The organism is Exiguobacterium sp. s50, assembly GCF_018618175.1.
Lineage (GTDB): Bacteria > Bacillota > Bacilli > Exiguobacteriales > Exiguobacteriaceae > Exiguobacterium > Exiguobacterium chiriqhucha.
In genome coordinates, this window is sequence record NZ_JACSLP010000007.1 from 34666 (window position 1) to 59509 (window position 24844).

Annotated in this window: 26 protein-coding genes; 15 read left to right on the forward strand and 11 right to left on the reverse strand. The window is 52.7% G+C overall.

Annotated features, from left to right (window positions below; all coding sequences use genetic code 11):
* Positions 1–13: 13 nt before the first annotated feature.
* Both rlmD and KNP68_RS10865 read right to left on the reverse strand, forming a co-directional pair.
* Positions 14–1390: a 23S rRNA (uracil(1939)-C(5))-methyltransferase RlmD gene (gene rlmD, locus KNP68_RS10860; RefSeq protein WP_214799564.1), complete on the reverse strand. Its 1377-nt coding sequence runs from the start codon at positions 1388–1390 to the stop codon at positions 14–16.
* Entirely contained in the window at positions 1387–1596 is a 210-nt protein-coding gene (locus KNP68_RS10865; RefSeq protein ID WP_016510454.1) for a hypothetical protein, read from the reverse strand. The genes rlmD and KNP68_RS10865 overlap by 4 nt, the downstream gene beginning before the upstream one ends.
* An 85-nt stretch (positions 1597–1681) precedes the next feature.
* Here KNP68_RS10865 and yfkAB point away from each other — a divergent pair, with 85 nt between their 5' ends.
* From yfkAB to KNP68_RS10880, 3 genes are read left to right on the forward strand one after another with little or no spacing between them, the layout of a single operon-like run.
* Complete coding sequence (gene yfkAB / locus KNP68_RS10870; protein ID WP_021067770.1) at positions 1682–2788, forward strand: radical SAM/CxCxxxxC motif protein YfkAB; 1107 nt, start codon at positions 1682–1684, stop codon at positions 2786–2788.
* Positions 2789–2841: 53 nt separating this feature from the next.
* Positions 2842–3036, forward strand: coding sequence for a hypothetical protein (locus tag KNP68_RS10875; RefSeq protein WP_021067771.1), 195 nt, complete (start codon positions 2842–2844; stop codon positions 3034–3036).
* Positions 3037–3081: 45 nt separating this feature from the next.
* Positions 3082–4224 carry an MFS transporter gene (locus KNP68_RS10880; RefSeq protein WP_021067772.1) on the forward strand — a complete coding sequence of 381 codons (1143 nt, stop codon included), beginning with the start codon at positions 3082–3084 and terminating at the stop codon, positions 4222–4224.
* A 37-nt stretch (positions 4225–4261) separates the two neighbouring features.
* On the opposite strand, the gene KNP68_RS10885 is transcribed toward KNP68_RS10880, so the two are convergent.
* The gene (locus tag KNP68_RS10885; protein ID WP_058765743.1) at positions 4262–4564 is read right to left on the reverse strand and encodes a hypothetical protein; all 303 of its coding nucleotides are present in this window, start codon (positions 4562–4564) and stop codon (positions 4262–4264) included.
* 137 nt (positions 4565–4701) lie between these two features.
* The gene (locus KNP68_RS10890; RefSeq protein ID WP_131472485.1) at positions 4702–5637 is read right to left on the reverse strand and encodes a DMT family transporter; all 936 of its coding nucleotides are present in this window, start codon (positions 5635–5637) and stop codon (positions 4702–4704) included.
* A 199-nt stretch (positions 5638–5836) separates the two neighbouring features.
* Here KNP68_RS10890 and KNP68_RS10895 point away from each other — a divergent pair, with 199 nt between their 5' ends.
* From KNP68_RS10895 to KNP68_RS10910, 4 genes are all read left to right on the forward strand, one after another.
* A complete protein-coding gene (locus KNP68_RS10895; RefSeq protein WP_131472483.1) occupies positions 5837–7744 on the forward strand; it encodes a heavy metal translocating P-type ATPase in 1908 nt (635 codons plus the stop codon).
* A 110-nt stretch (positions 7745–7854) separates the two neighbouring features.
* Positions 7855–8781: a carbohydrate kinase family protein gene (locus tag KNP68_RS10900; RefSeq protein WP_021067776.1), complete on the forward strand. Its 927-nt coding sequence runs from the start codon at positions 7855–7857 to the stop codon at positions 8779–8781.
* A 66-nt stretch (positions 8782–8847) separates the two neighbouring features.
* A complete protein-coding gene (locus KNP68_RS10905; protein WP_251130863.1) occupies positions 8848–9285 on the forward strand; it encodes an NUDIX domain-containing protein in 438 nt (145 codons plus the stop codon).
* Between the two features lie 68 nt (positions 9286–9353).
* Complete coding sequence (locus KNP68_RS10910) at positions 9354–10301, forward strand: YihY/virulence factor BrkB family protein (protein ID WP_021067778.1); 948 nt, start codon at positions 9354–9356, stop codon at positions 10299–10301.
* 41 nt (positions 10302–10342) lie between these two features.
* Here the strand turns inward: KNP68_RS10910 and KNP68_RS10915 are convergent, their stop codons facing one another.
* Positions 10343–10894 carry a beta-class carbonic anhydrase gene (locus tag KNP68_RS10915; RefSeq protein ID WP_021067779.1) on the reverse strand — a complete coding sequence of 184 codons (552 nt, stop codon included), beginning with the start codon at positions 10892–10894 and terminating at the stop codon, positions 10343–10345.
* An 18-nt stretch (positions 10895–10912) separates the two neighbouring features.
* Positions 10913–11812 carry a 1,4-dihydroxy-2-naphthoate polyprenyltransferase gene (locus KNP68_RS10920; RefSeq protein ID WP_214756671.1) on the reverse strand — a complete coding sequence of 300 codons (900 nt, stop codon included), beginning with the start codon at positions 11810–11812 and terminating at the stop codon, positions 10913–10915.
* Positions 11813–11978: 166 nt separating this feature from the next.
* Between KNP68_RS10920 and KNP68_RS10925 the strand changes: the two genes are divergently transcribed.
* From KNP68_RS10925 to menC, 6 genes are read left to right on the forward strand one after another with little or no spacing between them, the layout of a single operon-like run.
* Positions 11979–13364, forward strand: coding sequence for an isochorismate synthase (locus KNP68_RS10925; protein WP_058765741.1), 1386 nt, complete (start codon positions 11979–11981; stop codon positions 13362–13364).
* Entirely contained in the window at positions 13361–15010 is a 1650-nt protein-coding gene (menD, locus tag KNP68_RS10930) for a 2-succinyl-5-enolpyruvyl-6-hydroxy-3-cyclohexene-1-carboxylic-acid synthase (protein ID WP_131472479.1), read from the forward strand. The genes KNP68_RS10925 and menD overlap by 4 nt, the downstream gene beginning before the upstream one ends.
* Positions 15010–15783: an alpha/beta fold hydrolase gene (locus tag KNP68_RS10935; protein WP_131472503.1), complete on the forward strand. Its 774-nt coding sequence runs from the start codon at positions 15010–15012 to the stop codon at positions 15781–15783. The genes menD and KNP68_RS10935 overlap by 1 nt, the downstream gene beginning before the upstream one ends.
* Complete coding sequence (gene menB / locus KNP68_RS10940) at positions 15784–16608, forward strand: 1,4-dihydroxy-2-naphthoyl-CoA synthase (protein ID WP_021067784.1); 825 nt, start codon at positions 15784–15786, stop codon at positions 16606–16608.
* 49 nt (positions 16609–16657) lie between these two features.
* Complete coding sequence (gene menE / locus KNP68_RS10945; protein WP_131472477.1) at positions 16658–18028, forward strand: o-succinylbenzoate--CoA ligase; 1371 nt, start codon at positions 16658–16660, stop codon at positions 18026–18028.
* The gene (gene menC, locus KNP68_RS10950) at positions 18012–19079 is read left to right on the forward strand and encodes an o-succinylbenzoate synthase (RefSeq protein WP_131472475.1); all 1068 of its coding nucleotides are present in this window, start codon (positions 18012–18014) and stop codon (positions 19077–19079) included. The genes menE and menC overlap by 17 nt, the downstream gene beginning before the upstream one ends.
* 49 nt (positions 19080–19128) lie before the next feature.
* Here menC and map read toward each other — a convergent pair whose 3' ends face one another.
* The 5 genes from map to KNP68_RS10975 form a co-directional block, all read right to left on the reverse strand.
* A complete protein-coding gene (map, locus tag KNP68_RS10955; RefSeq protein WP_029596039.1) occupies positions 19129–19878 on the reverse strand; it encodes a type I methionyl aminopeptidase in 750 nt (249 codons plus the stop codon).
* A gap of 11 nt (positions 19879–19889) precedes the next feature.
* Complete coding sequence (locus tag KNP68_RS10960) at positions 19890–21074, reverse strand: EAL-associated domain-containing protein (protein WP_029596040.1); 1185 nt, start codon at positions 21072–21074, stop codon at positions 19890–19892.
* 45 nt (positions 21075–21119) lie between these two features.
* Positions 21120–21371, reverse strand: a complete 252-nt coding sequence (locus KNP68_RS10965; RefSeq protein WP_021067789.1) for a hypothetical protein — start codon at positions 21369–21371, stop codon at positions 21120–21122.
* A gap of 101 nt (positions 21372–21472) precedes the next feature.
* Complete coding sequence (cshA, locus tag KNP68_RS10970; protein ID WP_214799566.1) at positions 21473–22978, reverse strand: degradosome RNA helicase CshA; 1506 nt, start codon at positions 22976–22978, stop codon at positions 21473–21475.
* A gap of 163 nt (positions 22979–23141) precedes the next feature.
* Positions 23142–23993 (reverse strand): CvfB family protein, encoded by an 852-nt coding sequence (locus tag KNP68_RS10975; RefSeq protein WP_029596042.1) that lies wholly within the window; start codon positions 23991–23993, stop codon positions 23142–23144.
* Positions 23994–24281: 288 nt separating this feature from the next.
* Here KNP68_RS10975 and KNP68_RS10980 point away from each other — a divergent pair, with 288 nt between their 5' ends.
* Complete coding sequence (locus tag KNP68_RS10980) at positions 24282–24431, forward strand: hypothetical protein (RefSeq protein WP_021067792.1); 150 nt, start codon at positions 24282–24284, stop codon at positions 24429–24431.
* Between the two features lie 128 nt (positions 24432–24559).
* A complete protein-coding gene (locus tag KNP68_RS10985; RefSeq protein ID WP_021067793.1) occupies positions 24560–24802 on the forward strand; it encodes a hypothetical protein in 243 nt (80 codons plus the stop codon).
* Positions 24803–24844: the final 42 nt, after the last annotated feature.

The window sequence follows — 24844 nt, forward strand, 5'->3', positions numbered from 1 at the left end:
TTTCACAACCCCGTCAATACTTTTTCTTTTTCTTCTTCTCGAAGACGACGATTGACTCGACGTGTGCCGTCTGCGGGAACATATCGTACGGCTGGATATAGTTGATTTTATAGTCGGCTTTCATGAGTTGATCCGCATCCCGTGCGAGTGTCTGTGGGTTACATGACACGTACACGATGCGTTTCGCTTTCGATGAAATCATTGCATTGAGGAGTTGATGATCGACACCTGTGCGCGGCGGATCGACGACGATGACATCTGGAATCCAACCGTCCTTGACCCAGCGCGGAATCCAATGTTCGGCCCGGCCTTCAACATAGGTTGCATGGCTGAACCCGTTCTCACGCATGTGCGCATTCGCATCTTCGACTGCTTCTGGGACGACTTCCATCCCGCGAATCTCTTTTGCATGTGGCGCGAGCCAGAGCCCGATTGAACCGACACCAGCGTACGCATCGATGACCCGTTCTTCACCCGTTAGGCCAGCCGCCTCGACGACTTCCCGATACATGACTTCCGTCTGAGCCGGATTGAGTTGGAAGAACGCACGCGGTGACAAGTGGTAATGGACGTCGTCAAGCTGTTCGTCCATCTTGTCTTGCCCGGCGATATGAACCGTGCGGTACCCGAAGATGACGCCTGAACGGTTCGAGTTAATATTCAAGTGGAACGACACGACGTTCGGCAACGCCATGATGCGGTCACTCAGTTCGTCCAAACGCGGGACATCTTCATTCCCGACGACGAGTACGACTTGAACGTCATCCGTCTTATAGCCCGAGCGGACGATGACGGTACGGGCAAAACCGACGTCACGGCGCGCATCGTATACAGGGATGTCGAGTTCGTTCAAAATACGGACGATGGCGTTGTTGATGTTCGTCGTGTCGCGCTGCTGCACCATGCAGTGTTCGATTGGCACGAGCTCATTCGTGTTCGGCTTGTAGAGCCCTGACACGATTTCACCGCGGCGCGTCGAGAGCGGGAATTGTGACTTGTTGCGGTAATACCAAGGGTTGTCCATCCCTTTCGTACCACGGATATCCGATTTGTCGACGTTCAATTTCGTCTTTTGACGGAAGGCGTTGCGGACGATTTCTTCTTTATAGTCCATCTGCAGGCGCGGACTCATATGTTGAATCTGGCAACCGCCACACTCGTCATAAATCGGACATGGTGGCTTGACCCGGTCCGGTGAATCATTATCGCGCTTGATGACGCGTGCCTCGGCGTAGTTCCGCTCGACGCGCGTAATTTCGACTTTCGCCTTTTCTCCAGGTAATAAGTTCGGAATGAAGATGACCATGCGATCAATCGTCGCGATGCCCTCTCCGTTAATCCCTAGCCGCTCGGCTTGGGCGCTTGTGTATTCTCCTACGATCAGTTTCAATGTGTTTCATCCTTTCGAGATACTTGTTCTAAATCTTTGGCGTAACGTACGACTTTCGCACGTAAGGAATCAATATCAGCTAACAATCGATGCAAATCCTCTGGCGTCGTGAATTCGTCCAACGTATTGACTGATAAGCACAGTAATTCCGTTCTCGATTTTAACACGTTCATTTTTCCTGCCGTATCTGTTCGTGATTTACCCATCTCGTGATCGCTCCTTTGGTTCGTGACAAAGAGTTGTTATTATAGCATACTATTTCGTGTGACTTGATGAAAAGGTGGAATTGATATGCAAAACATCTCGACAACGTTTGATCCGTGGGAAGCATACCTCGATCAAACCGAGTTCGGTCGCCTCGTCCTTTCGAACGTCGAAGTGACGACGACCAAACTATGCAATATGCGCTGCGAGCATTGCGCGGTCGGCTATATGCTCGACCAGACAGAAGAACCCGAAGTCCCGCTCGACTTATTGATTTCGCGTTTGGATGAAATCGAGCATTTACGCGCGTTTTCGATTACGGGCGGCGAACCGATGCTGTCGATGAAATCGGTGCGCAACTACGTCGTCCCACTCTTGCGTTACGCTAAGGAGCGCGGCGCCCGCACGCAAATCAACTCAAACTTGACGCTCCCGCTCTCTCGCTACCATCTTATTACCCCTTACCTCGACGTTTTGCACATTTCGCATAACTGGGGAACGGACGCCGACTTCTTAGAGGGCGGTTTCGCGATGATGGACCGAAAACCGAGCGCGGAGGCACGTTTGAAGATGCTTCAGACGATGAAAGACAACGCCCGTGCGCTTACGGCCGAGGGTGTGATCGTATCGGCCGAGACGATGCTCAACAAACGGACGATTCCGCACTTGAAGGAAATCCATGAAGAGATTGTCGCACTCGGCTGTCAACGTCATGAAGTGCACCCAATGTACCCCGCCGATTTTGCCAGTGCGCTCGAGTCGGCGTCGCTCCCTGACACTCGCCAGGCGATTCACGACCTGCTCGATGTCCGGGACGAGAACGTTTGGATGCTGTTCGGAACGTTGCCGTTCTATGCTTGTTCCGAGTTACCGGAAGACCGCGCTTTATTGAAACGGCTCCACGAGGCGAAGAACGTGACCGTGCGAAACGACCCGGATGGCCGCTCACGCCTCAACACGAACATCTTCGACGGCCAAATCATCGTCACCGACTTCGGCGATGAGCTCGGCACGCTCGGGACGTTGTATGACACCTCGTTCCAAGACGCGTATGAGGCGTGGACGAACAGCAGTTTGAACGCCACACTGTCCTGCCACTGTCCGGCTGTCAAATGCCTCGGCCCGAACGCACTCGTCAAACAAGCGTACTATCCTGAAGTGAACTTCCGGGAACGTGTGGCCGAACCGTTTTAATTACTTCGATTCGGGAAATGTTCAGTATATAAACTGAATCGAGGTGTTTGAAGATGACAGCCATCTATGTATTTATGATCACCGTCATGGCCATCATCATTTTCGGTGGTGTGCTCAGCATCTTATTGACAGCCGCATTCGTTTCAGACAAAGTAGACCGTGATGAAGTATTCAGTCAAGGCAGTTGGGACGATGAACTCTTACACTTGAACCATGTACCCCAACCGATTGACGAGCCAAAAAGCTGAGACTCTTCTCAGCTTTTTACTATGCAATCAATGATGAGGTGAACTATGCAACGCTTTCGATTTTCAATTTTATTACTTGTCGTCTTTATCTCCGGCTTGATTCAAGGTGCGCTCATCCCGCTCTTGTCGACACTCATCGAACGGGACGGCAACCCGGCCTGGTTGAACGGGTTGAACGCGACCATGCTCTATCTCGGGGTCATCGTCTCCGCCCCGCTACTCGAACGGTTCGTCCGCAAGTACGGATTTCGTCCGACCATCGTCCTTGGCATCATCTTGACGGCGCTCGCTACGTTCTTCTTGCCGCTCTGGCCGTCCCTGCTCATGTGGGCGCTCATGCGTTTCGTCATCGGCTTCGGTGACTCGGCGCTCCATTACGGATCCCAAGTGTGGGTCACGTCCGCGAGCGATAAGCGGAGCCTGGGACGAGCAATGGCGTATTACGGGATGGCGTTCAGCCTCGGTTTCGCGGTCGGTCCGCTCATCGCGCCGCTCGTCGACCTTCACTTTTGGCTGCCGTTCCTCGTCTTGATCGTCTTCTGTCTCGCATCCTTGTTCTTGATCTTCAAGGTCGACAATGAGTATCCTGAGGCCGAGAAAGTGAAGACCGACTCGAAAGGACGCATCCGACTCGTCCTCATCGGCGGCGGGTATACGCTCTTACCTGCTTTTACATACGGGTTCCTTGAAGCGAGCTTGAATGCCAACTTACCGATTTTCACAGTCCGTAACGATATCGGGCTCACGCAGACGAGCACGCTCATCACGACGTTCATCGTCGCCTCGATTGTCGTGCAATTACCGCTCGGTCGGCTCGCCGATCACTTCGGGAAAAAGCGGATTCTTCAAATCGTCCTGACACTCGGCACGCTCGTTTTTGCGATCGCCAACCTGGCTGTCGACCATTACGTCTGGCTCCTCGTCTTGTTCGCGCTCGCAGGCGCCGGGCTCGGCTCGACATATTCGCTCGGACTGGCCCATATGACGGAAGTGTTGCCACGTTCGTTGTTACCGACCGGCAATATGCTCTATAGCATCTCGTTCAGCGTAGGTTCGATTAGCGGACCGATGATTGGCGCATTTTGGATCGCGTTACCAAAAGAAGTGTATTTCTTGATGTATACGCTCATTCTTGGGATTCTGGCCGTCAGTTTATTCACGGCGAAAGCCAAGCCGATTGACATCTAAAAGGGAGGGTCTCCGCCGAGACCCTCCCTGTTTCACGTTATTCTTTCAGCGGACCGAGCCTGACATCGTTTCGTTCGAACGCCCGCATGAACACCTCATCGAGCGCGAACGGTTCCGTCTCGAGCGAGGCCAACACATCGGACTTGAGCGTGACTTCAATGACTCGATCATTGATTTGCCATTTCGTCTGAATGTCTTCGCCATGCCTCATAGCACGCGCGTCCACTTGCTCATGATGTTCCTTCAACCCGCGACTTACGCACTTCATCACGTATTTGACATACTCGTCTCGCGGTTGGCGAGAGATGAGTATGTTTCGGACGATTGGATTTCTTGCCACGGTAGCACCCTCCTTTCTTTTCGATTCGCACGCAAGTCTTTACAACGAAGACCGATTTCAACTGAAAGAATTCAGAATTTTTAATATATTTTGCCATGGGAACAAGATTCCGTCAACCATGCCTCTCCCTCACTTTGTCATCGCACTCCCCGATTCGCTCGTCCTTGAAAATATGTGGAGAGATAAATCCCAGCGATGACGAACAACAACCCGACGAGCGCGTTCCATGGAATCGTCTCCCCGAGTAACACGCTCGATAGGACGACACCGAATAAGGGAACAAAGAACATATAGAGCGATACCCGGCTGACCGGATTATATTTCATCAGCGTATTCCATAATGTGAACCCGACCGCCGACAAGAGGGCGAGATACAACAAGAAGAAGAGGGTCGTCACGGTGTAAGGCAGGAACACATCCCCTGGCGCAAGCACGTAACCGACGATGAGTAGTCCGAGCGAGCCAATCACCATCGCCCAAGCCGTCATCGGAGCGACGTCATGCGAGCGCGAATAATCTTTGGCAACCAAATTCCCGAACGCGCCTGAGATCATCGCCATAATGAGCAGAATCTCTCCAATCCCAAACCCGACTTCCGCGCTTGCCGTCGGCCAGTTGGCGATGACGATTCCGGAGAATCCGAGCGTAAGGGCAATCCCTTTCAAGCGATTCAAGCGATCATCCTCATAACGAAAATGAGCGAGTGCCATCTGGAAAAATGACGTCGACCCCGCGATAATCGAGCCCTGCACCCCCGTCGAGATCGAAAGACCGATATAGAAGAACAAATATTGTAAGTACGTCAGAAATGCCCCTAAATGCGCATACGCCTTTAGCTTTTCAGCAGTTAAGCGAATCGGACGCTTGAAGACGAGTCGACTGATGACGAGTAAGAGCAGACCGGCCAATAAAAAGCGTTCCCCGGCAAAGAACAGCTGTTGCCCGTATTCGTTTTCCTGGATATCGAGCGCTTCGTAGCTCAGTTTGATGAACGGAAAGGCGCTCCCCCATAAGAACGTGTTGAATAGGGCTAAGAACGTGACCGTCCAAGGGCGTTGAAATACATTCGGCATGACACAAAAACTCCTTAATCTTTTAGTTTGTGAGTGATTACGTTTGGTGCTAAAATAGACTTACACGATAATCATTATAAATAAGGTATTCACCTTTAATTCGCGTAAAACCTAATAATATCAACAATGGATAATGATAATCATCCTCATTCATTATCATTTAACTGATATATATTCTCAATTAGAAAGAGGTGCTCACATGAACACATCAACCGTCACACACGAAAAAAGCCACGTCTTCAAACGGGCCAGCTGGGTCGAACATATCGAGCTCATCATGGCGCTCATCAGTGGTGTATTGATTGTACTCGCATATATCGCGGAAAGACAAGACGGAGCTCCTGCGCTCTACGTCACTCTGTATTTGACCGCCTTTTTAATCGGCGGATATGCCAAAGCCAAGGAAGGCTTGACCGATACATGGGAGACGCGCTCCTTGAACGTCGAGCTACTCATGATTATCGCCGCCATCGGTGCTGCTTCAATCGGGTACTGGATGGAAGGCGCCATCCTAATCTTCATCTTCGCGTTATCAGGCGCCCTTGAGACGTATACGATGAATAAAAATGAGCGTGCCCTTGAATCGCTCATGGAACTCCAACCTGAGCAGGCGACCCGATTGAACAGCTCGGGCGGCCTCGAGGTCGTCCATATCGACGAACTGCGCGTCGGTGACCACATCTACGTAAGACCCGGCGAGCGCATCCCGGTCGACGGTCGGATTTTGAAAGGTAGCGCCTCGATTGAGGAAGCCGCCATCACCGGTGAATCGATTCCGGTCGACCGGAACGTCGGCGATGAGGTATATGGATCAAGCGTAAACTTGAACGGTGTCTTGACGCTCGAAGTGACAAAGCTCGCCACAGAGACATTGTTCCAAAAAATCATTCAAATGGTCCAGCAGGCGCAAGAAGAAAAATCACCGTCCGCCCAGTTCATCGACCGGTACGAGGGACGCTACGTTCAAGTTGTGCTCGCTTCCGTCACGGCAATCATCTTGCTCGGCCCGGTATTGACGTCATGGTCGCTCGAGACGAGCATTTACCGCGGGATGATCCTTCTCGTTGTCGCTTCGCCGTGTGCACTCGTTGCCGCCATCACGCCGGCGGCACTCGCAGCCATTGCCTCGTCTGCTAAACACGGGATTTTATTCAAAGGCGGTGTCCATATCGAAAATATGGGACGTTTGAAAGCCGTCGCGTTCGATAAGACCGGTACGCTCACAATCGGTAAACCAGAAGTCCAAGCGGCGTTGATTCATCCCGATACGACACAAGAACACGTGTATCGCATTGTCAGCTTGATTGAAGAACATTCGATGCATCCGCTCGCCGAGGCGCTCGTTCAGTACACGGGCAGTTATACGGGGGCAATGGAACACTTTAAAGACGTGACCGGGTCTGGGATTGAAGCGACCATCGACGGTGTCGCTTACCGGGTCGGTAAACAGAAATTCGCCGATCGCAGCCACGACTTTTTCCGCGACGAAGTCGAACGTTTGAAAGCGGAAGGCCATACACTCGTATTCATCAGTGACGAAGAGAAGACAATTGGGGCGTTCGCGCTTCGAGACACGTTGCGTCCCGAGGCCAAGCAAGCGATCGAGCGACTCAACCACCTCGGCATCGCCACCATCATGATTACGGGTGACAACGAGGCAACAGCACGCGCCATCGCCTCCGAGGCCGGCTTGACCCGCTATATTGCCGAATGCCTTCCGGAAGAGAAAGTCGAGCACATTAAACGATTGAAACAAGAGTATGGCAGCATCGGCATGATTGGTGACGGGATTAACGACGCCCCTGCCCTCGCGACGGCCGATGTCGGGATTGCGATGGGAGAAGGGACTGACGCCGCTCTCGAGACGGCCGACGTCGTCTTGATGAAGAACGACTTGAACCGCCTAAGCTCGGCCATCAAACAGTCGCGTAAGTTGAATCGGGTCGTCCTCCAAAACGTCGTGTTCGCATTAGGGGTCATCCTCGTATTGATTGCGACGAACATCTTCGAATTGCTCGTCATGCCATTCGCCGTCGTCGGGCACGAAGGATCGACCATCCTCGTCATTTTGAACGGCCTGCGCTTGCTCAGCACGTCATGGGACTGACAAAAATCGACACCGTCATTGAAAGCCGTTGGCGATTTCGCTATAATTGAAACAATGTGTCTAATTAGACCGGAACTGATTAGGAAGATTGGCTAAAGGTGGTACAGTGTATGAATACGATAGCAGTAATCGGCAAAGTGTTTGTCGATATTAAAGGAACCTCGTTCGCCCCGCTCCATAAAGATGCCAAGAACGTCGGTGACATCGCGTTCTCAAACGGCGGAACCGGCCGTAACGTCGCTCAAAATTTAGGTGTCCTCGGCAATGATGTCCGTTTCGTGTCGACCGTGACGAACGATCAAATCGGGATGGGTGTCCTCGAGGAGCTCCGCGGTTTGAATGTGAACGTCGATCACGTCGATTTGCTCGATGACAACGGCATGGGCATGTGGCTAGCCGTCATGGATAACAACGGCGATCTTCAAACGTCGATCTCGAAGCAACCGGACGAGGCGATGATGGAAGAATGTATCCTTCGTCGCATCGATACGGTGTTCGCCGAAAGTCAGGCGGTCGCCATCGACCTCGACTTGTCGGTCAACGTGCTCAACGAGACGATTGAGCTATGCCGCGAGATGAAACTCCCGCTTTACGGCGTGTGCGGCCATCTGTCTGTCATCGAACGGAACCGCCATTTGCTTCAAGGCTTCACCGGCTTCATCTGTAGCCGTGAAGAAGCAGAGATTCTATCTGACATGTCGATCGTCACGGTGGACGATGCGTTACGTGTCGCTGAAGTGCTCGCCATGAAAGGTGCCCCGCTCACAATCGTCACGATGAGTGAACTCGGTGCGGTCTATGTCGACTTGCGTACGAACGAACAAGGCCACGTCCCGACGACGAAAGTGAAAGTCGCCGACTCGACCGGTGCCGGTGACTCGTTCTTCTCCGCTGTCATCTCCGAGTTGATGAAACGCCATCCGATTGAGGATGCGCTCCGACTCGGGATGCGCGTCGCCGGGAAAGTCATCGCCTCGCACGATAACGGCCTGACGCCTGATATGTATGCATCACTCGAACAACCAGCAGCAGATTAACCAAAACGCATCGGCCGCGAGTCGATGCGTTTTGTTCACGATTCGAAATCGAAAGGAACGATTCCATTGGTCAGAACGAAATTACGCAGTGCCATCATCCTCGTGAATGAACATGACGAAGTCGCGCTCATTCGCCGAGAAAAAGAGAACCTTTTGTATTATGTCTTCCCAGGTGGCGGAGTCGAATTCGGCCATACCGCCCAAGAGACGGCCGTCCGTGAGGCGTTCGAAGAGCTCGGCGTCCACGTCGAACTCGAAGGGGTAGCCGCTCACGTCGCTTTCAATGGCGAGTTGAACCCGTATTACTGGGCTCGCGTGACCGGTGGCGAATTCGGCACCGGCACCGGCGAAGAGTTTCAAGCCGAACAGACGAATGGTTCATACACACCAATGTGGGTGAAACGCAGCGCGCTCAGCCATTTGCCGGTACGACCGCCGTCACTCGCCGACTTGCTCGCGAACGAGGCCGAGCGCTTTTTCAATAAAACGCTGGCCGAAGACTGATTTTATGTGTAGCCTCCTGACATTTCGGGAAAGAAAGTTTCTAACGATAACGTTCAGGAGGCTCATACATGGATACTACAGAAGTGAAAGAAAAAAAGAATTGGTTCGCCTTCGGGAAAGAGTTGCTTCGTCGCTTCAAAGAACATGATGTTCAAGATTACGGCGCGACGCTCGCTTTTTTTTGGTTCTTATCGATTTTTCCGGGCATCATCTTCATTCTCGCGTTGCTGTCGTTCTTCGACATTTCCCAGGCATCGTTCCAAGAACAGTTGAACAACTTGGCGCCTGGGGCGGCCGCGACTGATTTTTTGACCGGGATTTTTGACGCGATTGGCGAACCGCGCGGCGGACTCCTCTCAATCGGTGCGATTTTGGCGATTTGGTCGGCCGCTAAAGGGGTCGAACGCTTGATTAACATGGCGATTCACGCATACGGGGAAGACAACGAACGAAACTTCTTCGTCAGCAAAGGCATCGCGCTCGGCTTGACGCTCTTGCTCGGTGTCGGCGTACTGTTGCTCATTGTCTCGAACGTGTTCGGTTCACAAATCATCGACTTTTTGATGCGCTTCATCCCCATCTCAGGGGCTGACGTCATCTTGATTAACGTGTTCCGCTACGTGTTGACGACCGTCATCTTGATTTTGACGCTCTCGATTTTTTATAAGATTGCTCCTCAACAACACGTGTTTTGGAAGAGCACGATTCCAGGCGCGATCTTCGGCGTCATCGCCTGGCAGCTCGTCTCACTCGGATTCAGCCTGTACGTCTCAAACTTCGGCAACTACGATTCGACGTACGGTTCACTCGGGGGGATTATCGTCACGTTGCTCTGGTTACAATTGACCGGCATGATCATTTTGATCGGGTCAGAAATCAATGCTACTTGGCAACGTTTCTTCAAAACGCCGAGCGAACGTGAGTACGAGAAAAACTATAAGAAAAATAAAAAGTCCAAATCGAAAGATTCGGACGAGGACGAGTATAAAGACATTCCCGTCAACACATACGGGTAACGAAAGAAAGGCGGTCTCTGCAGGAGAGACCGCCTTTTACGTTATGCTTCGACGACATCGAGACGTCCCGTCGCCGGATCGATGACGAATCCGTGGACGTTCGTGCCCGGTGGCAAGAGTGGATGGTTTTTGATGAGACTGACCGAGTTGACGACGTTCGCTTCGACCGAGTCAAACCCGTGTAACCACTTCTCCAAATCCATACCCGACGATTTGAGCGTCTGGAGCGTTTGCGGTTCGATCCCGCGACGCTCCATTTCGCCGATGACCGCGTTTGGGTCGATGGCCGCCATCCCGCAATCATAGTGCCCGATGACGATGACTTCTTCCGCTCCGAGCGCATACAGCGCGACAAGAATGGAACGCATGACCGAACCGAACGGATGTGATAGGACAGCACCCGCATTTTTTATAATTTTAGCATCCCCGTTTTTCAAACCGAGAGCTTTCGGCAGTAACGCCGTCAGACGTGTATCCATACATGTTAAAATGACAATTTTCTTATCGGGGAACTTGTCCGAGACGAACTCTTCGTATTGTTTCTCCGAGACGAATTTTTCATTGAACGCTAACATTTCTTGAACGACTGACATATGGTTCCCTCCTTTTATTTACGCGATGAATCGCGCGACCATCAAACCGATGACCATCCAAGCACCGAACAACGTGTTCACTTTTGCGGTCATCGCCATCGCTGGCATCAATTGAGCCGGTTCCTGTTTGATCCAAAAGCGTTTCACCGCCCGAATCATAATCGGAATGGTCAAGAGTGACAACAGCACCCAAGGCGTCACGCCAAACCCGACGACAGCGACGATAATGCCAATCAACGCCGCGATAAAGAATCCGGCTAAGACGAGAACCGCACGTCGATGTCCGACGAGACAGGCAATCGTTTTGCGCCCGTTCACTTTATCGTTATCTAAGTCGCGAATATTGTTCGCGAGCAAGATGGCCCCGATTAACAGCGCCATCGGGAACGACACGAGCAACAGCTCCGTCGTCACCGTTCCGATTTGGATGTATCCTGAAATCCCGATAATGACATACCCCATGAACAGACCGGCGACGAGTTCACCGAACGGTGTATAGGCGATGGGAAGCGGACCTCCTGTATAGAGGAACCCGACGACCATCGACAACACGCCGATCCAAATCAAGTGCCAGCTCGTCGAAGCGGCGATATAAAGACCGAGCACGGCCGCTACCCCGTACATCCCAAGGGCAATCCCGAGGACTTGGCCCGGTGTGAATCCATCGCGTACGATTGAACCACCGATTCCGATTGACCCTTCATGGTCGAGCCCGCGCTTATAATCGTAATACTCATTGAATAAATTCGTCGCGATTTGAATCAAGACCGAGGCGATGAGCATCGCCAGGAACAGTCCCCATTTCAATTCGACTTGCCCGAGGACGATGAACGTCCCTAACAGCACCGGTATGAAGCTCGCCGTCAATGTGTGCGGACGAATCATGCGCCAATAGGCACCTTTCTCTCTCTTCTTCATGCACTTCCCTCCCTTCGTTAGTTTACGTCTCTTTAAAAAAATCTGTCAATGCCCGTCGCTCGAACGGTTCCCTTCACTTTCCCGAGCATTTGACGGCCAGTTCTGCCGTGAAGTCATGATACACTAAAGAATGAGAATTCCATTGGATTGAGGAGGCTTTTCTTACATGCCAGATACTCAAACACACATTAAACAACGAATCGAGCAAGCCCATAAACGGGCACGTGCTTGGCAACGGCCGGTCTTGGCCTCCTACACGTGGGAGATCCCTTCGTTCGACGCGTTTCATATCATTCAAAATACCGAAACGTCCCATTATTATTTTTCGACACCCGACCGCTCCCTCGAGATGCTCGGATGTGCCGATGCGCTCGTGTTGACGGCTTCTGGCCCGGAACGGTTCCAACGGTTGCAATATGATTGGAGCCTGCACCGCCGGGACGTCGATGCGGTCATTTATGCGTTCTCAGGCTTCTCGTTCGACACGTTCATCCGCCCCCAGAAAAATATGTGGGAAGCGTTCGGCGAAGCGTCATTGGTCGTGCCTAAATTTTTATATCGCCGTTCGGGTGACAAACACACGTTGACCGTCTCGACACTCGTCTCCGCGAAACGTTCAGTCGAACAATATTTGATTCAACTGGCCGATCAGCTCGCCCAGTTCAACGCGTTGCACGCTCCCGACGAGCAGGCACCGACCTACTCTCAAGTGAAAGATGGCGTCGACCACTTCAAGTCGAGCTTCCAACAAGCCAAACTGAACATCTCGGAAGAACGCGTCGAGAAAATCGTCATCGCCCGTGAAGAGATATATCAAACATCAGAAGAGCCGTTCCCGTTCGCGACGACGTTACGCCATTTGTCAGAACATCAAACGGGCAGTTACGTCTTCTTATATCAACCGAAGCGAGAAATCGGCTTTTTCGGGGCGACCCCGGAGCGCCTCGTCAAAAAACAAGGACCGTACATCGAAACGGCAGCCATCGCCGGAACGATTAAACGACCGGACACAGAAATCGAGGCGGATGTAGCCAAACAGACGCTGTTGCACGATGCGAAGAATTTAGATGAGCATCAAATTGTCGTGAAGGACATTAAAAACGCCCTCACTCCATACGCGGCTACTATCAAGGCACCCGAAACGCCGCGTATATTAGAAAATCGCTCGGTGTTCCATCTGCATACACCGATTCAAGCGACGCTCGATACGAACGCGTCATTGCTGTCCATCATCGAGTCGCTCCACCCGACCCCCGCGCTCGGCGGTTCACCGAAACGGACGTCTGTCCGCTTATTGCGTGAGATTGAGCGCTTCGACCGCGGTTGGTACGGTTCGCCGTTCGGCTGGTTGAATACGGAAGGAGAAGGCGAATTCGTCGTCTCAATCCGGTCCGCCCTCGTGCATCACCAATTCGTGGCGCTATACGCAGGCTGTGGAATCGTCCAAGAGTCTGAGCTCGAAGCGGAACTCGCCGAGACGGAAATCAAGCTCAGTCCAATCAAGCAAGCACTCGGGTTGGACAAAGTAAGCGCAGGAGGCAATCAAGCATGAATGAAACGTTAACGGATTGGGTCGCCCAGATGATGAACCGGCTCGTCGAACAAGGCGTCGAGGATATCGTCATCAGTCCCGGTTCGCGCTCGACCCCGCTGGCCATGGCCGCTTATCTTCATCCGAGCGTCCGTCATCATATCATCGTCGATGAACGTTCGGCCGCCTTCTTCGCTCTCGGCTTGACCCGCTCCACCTCATCGTTGCGACCGGTCGCGCTCATCTGCACGAGTGGCACCGCCGCGACCAACTACTTTTCTGCGGTGGCCGAGGCGAACATCTCGCAGTTGCCGCTCATCGTATTGACGACAGACCGTCCGCATGAGCTCCGGAACGTCGGCGCTCCTCAAGCAATCGATCAAGTCCGGCTGTACGGCGAGCATGTCAAAGCGAGCATCGACCTCCCTGTTCCTGAAGCCGCCAGCCAGCGCTACATGGAACAAGCGGTGAGCCGGCTCGTTCGAACGAGCATGCACGCGCCGTTCGGACCAGTCCACGTGAACATCCCGTTCCGCGAGCCGTTATTGCCGGACATCGAACGCTTAACGTCACTGCTTGAAGGGGACGCCGAATTGTCTGAACCGACCTATCTCAAGCCGACAACAAGTGACGTGAACCGCTTCAAACGAGACATCGATGTTGACCGTCTCGCCTTCCTCGTCGGTCCCGGGACACCGGCGTCATGGCTTGAAGCGATTTATAAAGCGGCGCAAACGTATCATATCCCAATTTTCGCCGACCCGTTGAGCGGGATGCGCCGATTTGATCACGTGCTGACGAACTACGACACATGGCTCGCGAGCGAGCATCGGACGGAATGGACGCCTGACACGGTCGTCCGCTTCGGCGCCGCTCCCGTCTCGAAACGATTGAACCAGTGGCTCCAGGACGTCCCGTGCGTCTTGATTGAGCAACCGGGCTCGTTCCGCGACCCGTCAAATCATGCTACGGTCGTGTACGGAGATGCGATTGATTATGTAGCCGCCATCAACAAAAACTATGACGTCGACTTATTCGATCGGTTCGCGTTGTTCGAACAGATCATCGAATCCGCGAAACCTGCTTTGAGCGGAGAAAGTGCATTGACGCGTCATTTGCTAGCGTCACGTCTCGAACGCATCTTCGTTAGCAATAGCATGCCGATTCGTGATATCGATACGACACTTTCAGCCGGTCAGTCGATTGACGTCGTCGCCAACCGCGGGGCGAATGGGATTGACGGCATCATCTCGAGCGCGCTCGGTGCCTGTCACGATACGGACAAGGCCGCCTTGTTGATTGGCGACTTGGCATTTTATCATGACAGCAACGCGCTCCAGCTCGTCAAATCGCATCCAGGTTCGTTTTCCATCGTCGTCGTCAACAACGACGGGGGCGGCATCTTCTCCTTCTTGCCACAAGCTTCGATCGCACCGCAAATGTTCGAGGACTTGTTCGGGACACCGCTGCAGCTGAACCTGCGTGGATTCGCTGACACATACGGGCTCAGCTATCAACGGCTGGAGCAGCCTGAAGACGTCACGGCCGCCATCGAGGCGGGCGTCCAACTCATCGAGTTTCCATCCGACCGTACGACGAACGTGGCGGAGCACCGTCGTTGGACTGCTTCGCTCACGGACCGCTTGGCGACGGGGAATGAGTCGTGATGCGTTCGCTGCGAGGCGTCTCGTACGAGGTGCTCGAACGCGGCAACGGCCGGCCGGTCTTGCTGTTGCACGGCTTCACAGGAAACGCGGGATGGCTTTCCCGCTTCCCGGAACTACCCGTCCGACTCGTCGCCCCGACACTGTTGCAACATGGTGAAACGGGCCATCAGCCGGTCGAGCGTGCCAAGATGAGTCAACAGGTAAAAGACTTGTCGGCGCTACTCGATACGGACGAAGGTCCGTGGACGGTCGTCGGTTACTCGCTCGGCGGACGTGTCGGCATGACACTCGCCGCCTATGATGATCGGGTCACCCATTTTATCGGCATTAGCACGACGCCCGGACTCAGTGCGGCCGAACGTCGACAACGCCGGCTTCAAGACGAAAAGCTCGCTGAATTCATCGAGCGAGCAGGACTTGAGGCGTTCGTCGACCGTTGGGAACAGCTTCCGCTCTGGCATCAGACTAATGAGATGCGTGCCGCACTCCGTCCTGAGCGGTTGGCCCAACATCCAGTCGCACTCGCGGACAGCCTTCGCGCTATCGGGACGGGCAGCATGCCGTCGCTCTGGCCGCTACTCGAGCGCTTACCTCGCACCGATTTGATTGTCGGAGAACACGATGTGAAGTTTCAACAGATTGCTCGGAACATGCAGTTGATTCGTCCCGATATTGAAATTCATGAAATTTCGGACGCATCTCATGCTCCACATGTCGAGAATGCCCAACAATTTGGTACAATGATAGAGAAATTGATTTTAGGGGGAATTTAAATGGAATCAGTAGCAAACTGGACATCGGTCCGCACGTACGAAGATATCAAGTACGAGAAGTGGAACGGCATCGCCAAAATCACCATCAACCGTCCGGAAGTACGGAACGCGTTCCGTCCACTCACGGTAAACGAGCTCATCGACGCGTTCGCACGCGCCCGTGACGATAAAGAAGTCGGTGCCATCATCTTGACTGGTGAAGGCGATCAAGCCTTCTGCTCAGGCGGCGACCAAAAAGTACGCGGCCACGGCGGCTACGTCGGTGACGACGAGATTCCACGCTTGAACGTCCTCGACCTTCAACGCTTGATTCGCGTCATCCCGAAACCAGTTATCGCCATGGTAGCCGGTTATGCAATCGGTGGCGGACACGTCTTGCACGTCGTCTGTGACTTGACGATTGCAGCCGACAACGCCCGTTTCGGTCAAACTGGACCAAAAGTGGGCTCGTTCGATGCCGGTTACGGTTCAGGTTACTTGGCTCGCATCATCGGCCACAAGAAAGCACGCGAAATCTGGTACCTCTGCCGTCAATACGACGCACAGCAGGCGCTTGACATGGGACTCGTCAACACGGTCGTCCCACTCGAGCAACTTGAAGCCGAGACGATCCAATGGTGCCAAGAGATCTTGCAACACTCTCCGACGGCCCTTCGCTTCTTGAAGGCAGCGATGAACGCCGACACGGACGGACTTGCAGGACTTCAACAGCTTGCCGGCGACGCGACGCTTCTCTACTACACGACAGACGAAGCGAAAGAAGGACGCGACGCTTTCAAAGAAAAACGCGACCCAGACTTCGGTCAGTTCCCGCGTTTCCCGTAAATCGACAAAGAGTAGCGACTTCGCTACTCTTTTTTTGGAGGTCCTGATGATGAATCGTTATGTGACACAACATCGACGTGACGCCATGGCACTCGTCACCGCGTCCGTCAGTTTGACCTGGGCCGAGTTAAGCGCGGAGAGTGCCCGTTTAGCCCACTTCTTGGAACGGGTCGCACCCGAAGCCCGCCATATCGGATTACGCGCTGCGAACAGCGCTGATTATGTCATCGCTGTCCATGCCATCCAGTTACTCGGAAAAGTGCTCGTTCCGCTCAACACACGGTTGACGATGAGCGAACTGGCAGGACAAATCGAGACGGCCGATATCGATGTATTGCTCGTCGATGAACCGATTGAACTGTCGATCACCCAATTCGCGTTGACGTCACGAGATGAGGCGTCACTCGCCACACCGCACGAGTGGGCAGACGATGAAGTCATGTCGCTCATGTTCACCTCAGGCACGACCGGTCGAGCCAAGGCCGTAAAGCAGACGTTCGGCAATCACATCGCGAGCGCCGAGGCGGCCAAGACTCGCCTCGGATATGGGATGAGTGATCGGATGCTCATCGTCACGCCACTCTTCCATATGAGCGGACTCGCCCAAGTGTATCGGAGCGCCCGTTTCGGTTCGACATTATACGTCGAACCGAGGTTCGATGTCGTCCAGACACTCGAGTTGATTGAGACGGCAAGAATCACCCACATCTCGCTTGTCGCCGTCATGCTTCAGCGTCTCCTCGACGCAGGTCTTTCCCGCCATCAGCTACGACTTCTGCTCGTCGGTGGTGGTCCCGTACCGCGCCCGTTGCTCGAAGAAGCCGAGCGGCGGCAGTTACCGGTCGCCCAGACGTACGGAATGACGGAGACGTGTTCGCAAGTCGCGACGCTCTTGCCATCCGAGGCGCTCGCCCACATCGGTTCGAGCGGTCAATCGATTGCGCCGACCCAACTCCGTATCAATGCGGATGGGGAGATTGAAGTGAACGGACCGACGGTGACCCCTGGTTACTATAGACAGCCAGAGGCCGACGCCTGGACGCCCGACGGCTATTGGCAGACCGGTGATCTCGGCACAATCAAGGATGGTTACTTGTACGTCCATGACCGTCGCAGTGACTTGATTATCTCTGGCGGCGAGAACATTTATCCAGCCGAAATCGAGAGCGTGTTATTGCGTTGCCAGGGCATTCAAGACGTAGGGGTCGTCGGTCGTCCCGACCCGACTTGGGGAGCGATACCTGTCGCCTTCACGGTCGGTACGTTCGATTTCGATGAGGCAATTCAGCTGTTGCACGACCATCTGGCGTCTTATAAACATCCGAAAGCATGGATTGCCGTCGACGAGTTGCCTCGTAACGCCAACGGTAAATTGATGCGTCATCGCTTAAAGGAGGCTGACCATGATTCGTCGCGCTGAACTGTATATCGTCCCCCTCACGTTCAAACATCCGATTGTCACCGCCCACGCCGTGTTGACGACGAGACGGACGGTCATTCTCCGTCTGGAGACGGTCGACGGTGTTGTCGGCTACGGGGAAGGTGTCGCGTTCGAGACGCCATGGTATACGGCTGAGACCGTCCGCTCCGTCATCGATACGTCCGCTTTAATTATCCAACTGTTGAAAGGAATGACGTTGTCCGCCGCCTCGTTCGGTACCCATGTCAGCTCCATCATCGGCCACCCGATGGCGAAAGCGATGTGGGAAAGCGCTCTATGGGAGGTGGAAGCGGCCCGCGCGAATCAGACATTAAAACAATACGTCCAAGCCGGCGACACCGTGGCCTGTGGCCGGACCATCGGCATCGGTCTGCTCAGTCAAACATTGAACGCCATCGAGTCTGCGCTCGCGTCCGGATTCGACCGGATCAAGTTAAAAGCGTCCCCGCATGAACTACTCCCTGCGCTCGGCGAAATTCGGAACAATTTTCCGGACGCCCCGCTCATGATTGATTTGAACGGAAGTGGCTCCGAGCAACCGCTTGACTGGTTTGAGGCGTTAGATACCTACCGTCTCTTGATGATTGAGCAGCCTTATCCGAGCACACATTGGGTCGAGACAGCAGACTTGCAGGCACGGCTCACCACACCGATTTGTCTCGATGAATCGATCAGTTCGGCTCAAGACGTGGCGACGATGCATCGACTTCGAGCCGGTCGCATCGTCAATATCAAACCGGCCCGCGTCGGCGGCTGGAGCGAGGCACTCGCGATTCGCGATAGCGGCACCCCCTACTGGGTTGGTGGTATGTATGAGTCCTCCATCGGCCGTTATCACACGCTCTTATTCGCCTCAATGAGCGGAGCCGCCTACCCGGCCGATATGGCCGGGACGAGCGCTTACTTCGAGACCGATTTGCTCGATACCCCGCTTGAGGTCGAGAACGGACAGTTGATGCTTCCCGACCAGGTCGCACCGGATTGGACGACAATCGAGCAACTGAGCGAACAGACAGTTCGACTCCTGTAAAAACTCCGCAAAAAAAGCGGCAGACCTCGCGTCTGCCGCTTTTTCATCGTTAACGGAATGTGCCCGTCAACACTTCATAGCCGTCTTTCGTGACGACGACCGTGTGCTCGAATTGAGAGACGAGGCTGTTGTTCGGGGTGAACAACGACCAGCCGTCTTCTTCCGATTGATAGACGATTTCGTCTTGCGTCGAGATGAATGTCTCGACGGCAATGACTTGACCTTCCTTCAAAATGTCGTTCTCTTCACGACTATAATAGTTCGAGATCGTCTCCGGCTCCCCATGAAGGGTGCGCCCAAGACCATGGCCCGCTAAGTTGCGGATGACCGTGAAGCCGTTCTTCCGGGCATCGGCATAAATCGCCTTGCCGATTTGGTTGACCTTGACGCCCGCCTTCACTTTGCTGAGACCCGCTTCGAGCGAGGTCAATGACACTTCGACCAAACGCTCGTGTTTAGCCGATTTCGGTGTGCCCGCGATGACCGTACGCCCAGTGTCGGCATAGTAACCATCCTTCACGGCCGAGACGTCGACGTTGACCACGTCCCCGTCTTGGATGACAAGCTCGCCCGGAATCCCGTGGGCTGCGACTTCATTGATGGAGATGCACGTGTAGCCTGGGAACTCATACATCGTAATCGGGGCCGAGGCGGCCCCTTCCGCTTCCAAAATACGTTGTCCAATCTCATCCAACTGTTTCGTCGTCATGCCCGGTTTGACCGCTTTCGCCATCTCGTCGCGCGCCAAGGCGACAATCCGTCCAATCTCACGCAATGCATCGTAATCATAATCTAACATCGTTTTCCCTCTCAATCTAATAGTCGATTTTGATATAAGAACTCTTCTGATAAATCCGCAAACAAGAACATGCCATCCGGTAACGGATAACTGAACGTCCGTGTCACTTCGTTCGAGCTGAAGTCACGATAATCCTCGGACAAGTAGCCTCGTCCGCGCACGTCCATCGCCGCCATCGTGCGAATGAAGTACGGTCGGAAACTCCAGTTATAGCCGCGATACGTATTGTCGACTGTCCAATTTGACTGCGCCTGATAGACGTTCGCGCTCGTCTGGAACCCGGTTTGGTCCGTCAAATAGTAGCGGACGAACGTTCCTTCGAGTTTCGGCGCAATATGGAGCAACCATTCATCTTTTTTATCGCGCGACCACTTCCCGCTTTGGACGAGGTCGTGAATTTGTTTATGGAGTTCGAACTCAAGCTCATACAATCGCTTGATCCGCTCTTGATCGTGCAAGAAGAATGACGGCACTTCTTGTGTCAAGACGCTCATGCCTTTCGCTTCGCGCGGCGGTGTCGCATCACCTTGACCCAGGAGTCCACCCATATAATAACGTCCGCCATGACGCCACGCATAACGCAGCTGCCCGAGGTGATCAATTGATTTGTACAAGAGCGGAGCCCCGAGACGGGAAGCGATATATTCCATCGTCTGAAGCATTTGCGGATACGTGACCGATAACGTCTTCTTCTCGACCATCGTCGCCAAATCGACGAGTAGCATCTCAGGCGCCACCGTCATGATATCTTCAATGCTTGTCGACTCAGCGAAGTCGAGCGCGACTTTGACACCGGACGAACGATAATATTGGACGACTCGTGACAAACGTGACACGTCGACGAGGTCAGTCCCTTGAAGTGTCACATAAATGCGATGGAGCGGGAAGTTCAACTCCCGCAGCGGGGCCAAAAACGCCTCGCCGCCTTGATCGAGAATCCATTCTGACCGACATCGGAACGTGACGAATTGCGTTTCGTCCCGCAACTGTTCGGCGGCAAGACGCTCCATGCGTTTAGCGATGTCGAGCTGATACTCCAGCGGAACGTCATCGTCATAAAAGAAAGGGGTGAGCGATTCGCCCCTGAACTGCCCATGCACCATATACCCCTCTACTTGAAAGGTAGCAGCCCCGAGAATCGGTTCAAATGTCACTTCGACTTCTTCTGGGTTCATCATCACATCCACTGCATCCACCTTGATCACCTCGTCTTTTTTTCTAAACACGAAAGCGAGCTGGGTTCAGCTCGCTCGTGTATGCACATACATATAGGCACCGAAACAAGCAATGAAATATACGATACTCATCACACCGTACCCGATTCCCATCTTCCCACCGACGCCGATGGCCATCACCAGCCAAATCATGGCGCCGAACAGGAGCGTGGCGACCGGGATATATCGGAAATTCGGACGTTCGGTCCGCGTTATAATCGGTTTCAAAGCCAGGACGCACGCCAATAGTATGACGAGACCAAAACCTAATTCAATCATCCGTTGACACCTCATTTTTCTGTCTCTACTCGTTTAGTGTAGCATGACACCAAAAAAAAAACCGCAAATCCACTTAGGGAGATGCGGTTTTGGGTTATTGATTAGTCACGCGGACGGCGTGGGCCACGGTCGTCTGAACGACGACGGTCTTCTCCACCCGTGCGTTTGCCACGGTATCCACCGCCGCCACCGCTGCGTCCACCACGGTCACCGCCGCCACGACGTTCGCCGCCACTGCGATTTCCACGGTATCCACCACGGTCGTTGCGTCCACCTTGACGTTTGACGCGAACTGGTTCTGCATACGAGATTTCAACCGGAGTTGAATCTGGCTCTTTCGTCAATCCACGAAGTGCCGCTGCGAGAAGCTCGACTGCTTCGTATTCTTCAAGAAGCTCAGTCGCAAGTTGCGTGTAAGCTTTGAAGTCGCCCGCTTGTACACGTTCGATCAAATCTTCAGCCGATTGCTTTTGGTTGCCCTCAAGCACTTCTGCGATTGTCGGAACGTGACGACGGTTCATCTTCTTGTTTGTTACGCGTTCGATTGCTTTGACTTGACCGAATTCACGTGGCGTGATGAACGTAAGAGCTGTACCTGTTTTACCAGCACGGCCTGTACGTCCGATACGGTGCACGTAGCTTTCCGGGTCTTGTGGGACGTCAAAGTTGTAAACGTGTGTAACGCCTGTGATATCAAGACCACGTGCCGCTACGTCTGTTGCGACCAAGATGTCAATCGTGCTGTTTTTGAAGCGACGGATGACTTGGTCACGTTTTGATTGCGTTAAGTCACCGTGAAGACCATCAGCCGTGTAACCACGCTTGATCAGTGCTTCTGTCACTTCGTCAACACGTTTCTTCGTACGAGCGAAGATGATGCTGAGTTCTGGCGAGTCGATGTCGATCAAACGGCAAAGCGTATCGAATTTTTGGCCTTCGCGCAATTCGAGGAATTGTTGGTTGATGTTCTCAACTGTCATTTCCTTCGCTTTGACTTTGATGATTGTCGGCGACTTCATGAAGCGCTCAGCAATCTTCTTGATTTGTGGTGGCATTGTTGCAGAGAAGAGAAGCGTTTGACGTTCAGCCGGAAGGCCTTTCAAAATCATCTCGATATCTTCAACGAAGCCCATGTTGAGCATTTCATCTGCCTCATCCAAGATCACTGTTTGGATCTCGTCGAGTTTGATCGTCTTGCGTTTCATGTGGTCCATGAGACGTCCAGGTGTCGCAACGACGATTTGTGGGTTCTTTTTCAAACCACGAATTTGGCGGTCGATTTGTTGGCCACCGTATACTGGAAGTGCGTAAACGCGCTTCGCTTCACCAATTTTGTTCAATTCTTCTGCAACTTGAATCGCAAGTTCACGTGTCGGTGCAAGAACAAGTGCTTGGACTTGACGTGCCTTTGTATCGATTCGCTCAATTGTCGGAATACCGAAAGCTGCTGTTTTCCCTGTACCTGTTTGCGCTTGACCTAATACGTCCACTCCTGTGAGTGCGACAGGAATTGTCTCAGCTTGGATCGGTGTAGCTTCTTCGAAGCCCATTTTGAGTACACCTTTTACTAATACTTCACTTAACTGTAAATCTTGGAATTTTGTCAAATTATATTCTCCTTTTTTCATACAAAAAACGTCTGAGGTTTAGTTCTACAGACGTTTTTACAATGTTTCCTCGTAGTCAACTCTTACTACTATAACGCATTTGTTTCTAAAATGAAAGAAATACATTCTAAAACTTTTTATAGCCACCTGGACATGAGTTATCTTATTTCAATTTATAGCCATTGTCGAGTTTTTCAACTTGCTTTTCTTTCAGCAGTTTCCCGAGCGCCCGTTTGAACGCTGCTTTACTCATCCCGAACTCACGATCGATCACATCCGGCGCCGTCTTGTCGCCGTAAGGCATTTGGCCGCCGCGCTCTTCAATGTAGGCACGGATACTTTCCGCATCCGGGTCGATCGCCTCATAGGCTCGAGGTTTCATTGAGACGAGGACCGTCCCGTCTTGCTTCACTTGTGTCACGCGCACCGTCAATTGCTCACCGAGGCGCGGCCAACGTGTCATCTCTGCTTCATGTAGGAAGCCAAGCGACTCGTTCTCGACCCAGACGTTCACACCGACGTCGCGTCGATTGACGACGATCGCCTGCACATCTTGGTTGCCCCACTCTTCTTTGGCGGGACGCGCCAATAAGTTCAGGTACGCATAATGAGCCGGTTCGCCGAGGAGGCGGCTCTTTTGGTCGTACTTGAGACGAATGCATAGCTTGTCTCCTTCTTTCGGCCAATACGACCGGTTCTCAGGAAGATCATCTAATGAGACGAGTACATCTTTTTGAATCCCGATATTGACGAACACACCTGTGTTATACCGGACCCCTGTCACTTCATACCATTCATAGTCATCGAACGTGACACTAGGAATCGTCATCGTCGAAGCGAGACGTCCTTCCGAGTCGTGATAAAGGAAGACGCGTACCGTCTGTCCGACCGCAACTTCTTCTGTTTGTTCTTTTCGATGAAGGAGTACCTCTTCGCGACCGTTTCCGATAAACACTCCAAAATCAGCTGAACGTTCCGCGACCAAGTCTACTACTTCTCCTGCACGTAATGCCATACAATCCACATCCTTTTTCATCTATTACTGTCAGTATACCTACCTACACACGTTCCTAATCATATCATGTTCGATTTCATTGCTCCGCTTAATTGTGTCTAAATTGTGAACGAGAGACGAAGACGCATATGACCGATTGGCGAGCATTCTAACGTCTTTATTTCAAATTTTGTGACAATTTTGTGAACGTGCATTTTCCATCTAGTATCCACATTTTGAAAACGTTATTATTAAGGAAGTGTTGTTTAACGAATTAGGTTTCAGCCATGGCCGAACGGGGGATAATAAATGTTTGATGTTCAATCTCGATCATTTGCGAAGCGCTTTATGAAAGGCTTATTGATTGCTTTCTTCGCGCTACTCGCTTCACTTAGCTTCATTTTCTCAAACGGAGTCGATACAAACGTATCTTCATCCGTCACGATGGTCCAAGAGTAAACGCCCTCTCCTGACAGAAGGCGTTTTTTTGTTTTGTTCCGACAAAAAAAGGGATTTTTTGTGCAGCTGTCGAACGAACATAACGTTCGGCTTTTACTATTGAATCATCTGGGAAGGGAGAGCCACTCATGCTATTTTATTTTCTCACCACGATTCTTTCGGTCGTCGGTTTGTCCGTCTCGCTCCAAACCGGTTTTTTCAAAGACCCGATCGGTACATTCCTGTTCGCCGTATTGCTCGCCATGGGCTTATCTTCATTTAAACAGTTAGTCGCACAAACGAACGTCTTATTGATTGAACGCCGCAACCAGAAAAAAATCAAACGCATCGTGGCACGTATGCATTCAAGTACACGTAAACGTTCTACATAACACTCGTCTTCACCCTCCACTTTTGTTATTCTATTGTAGACA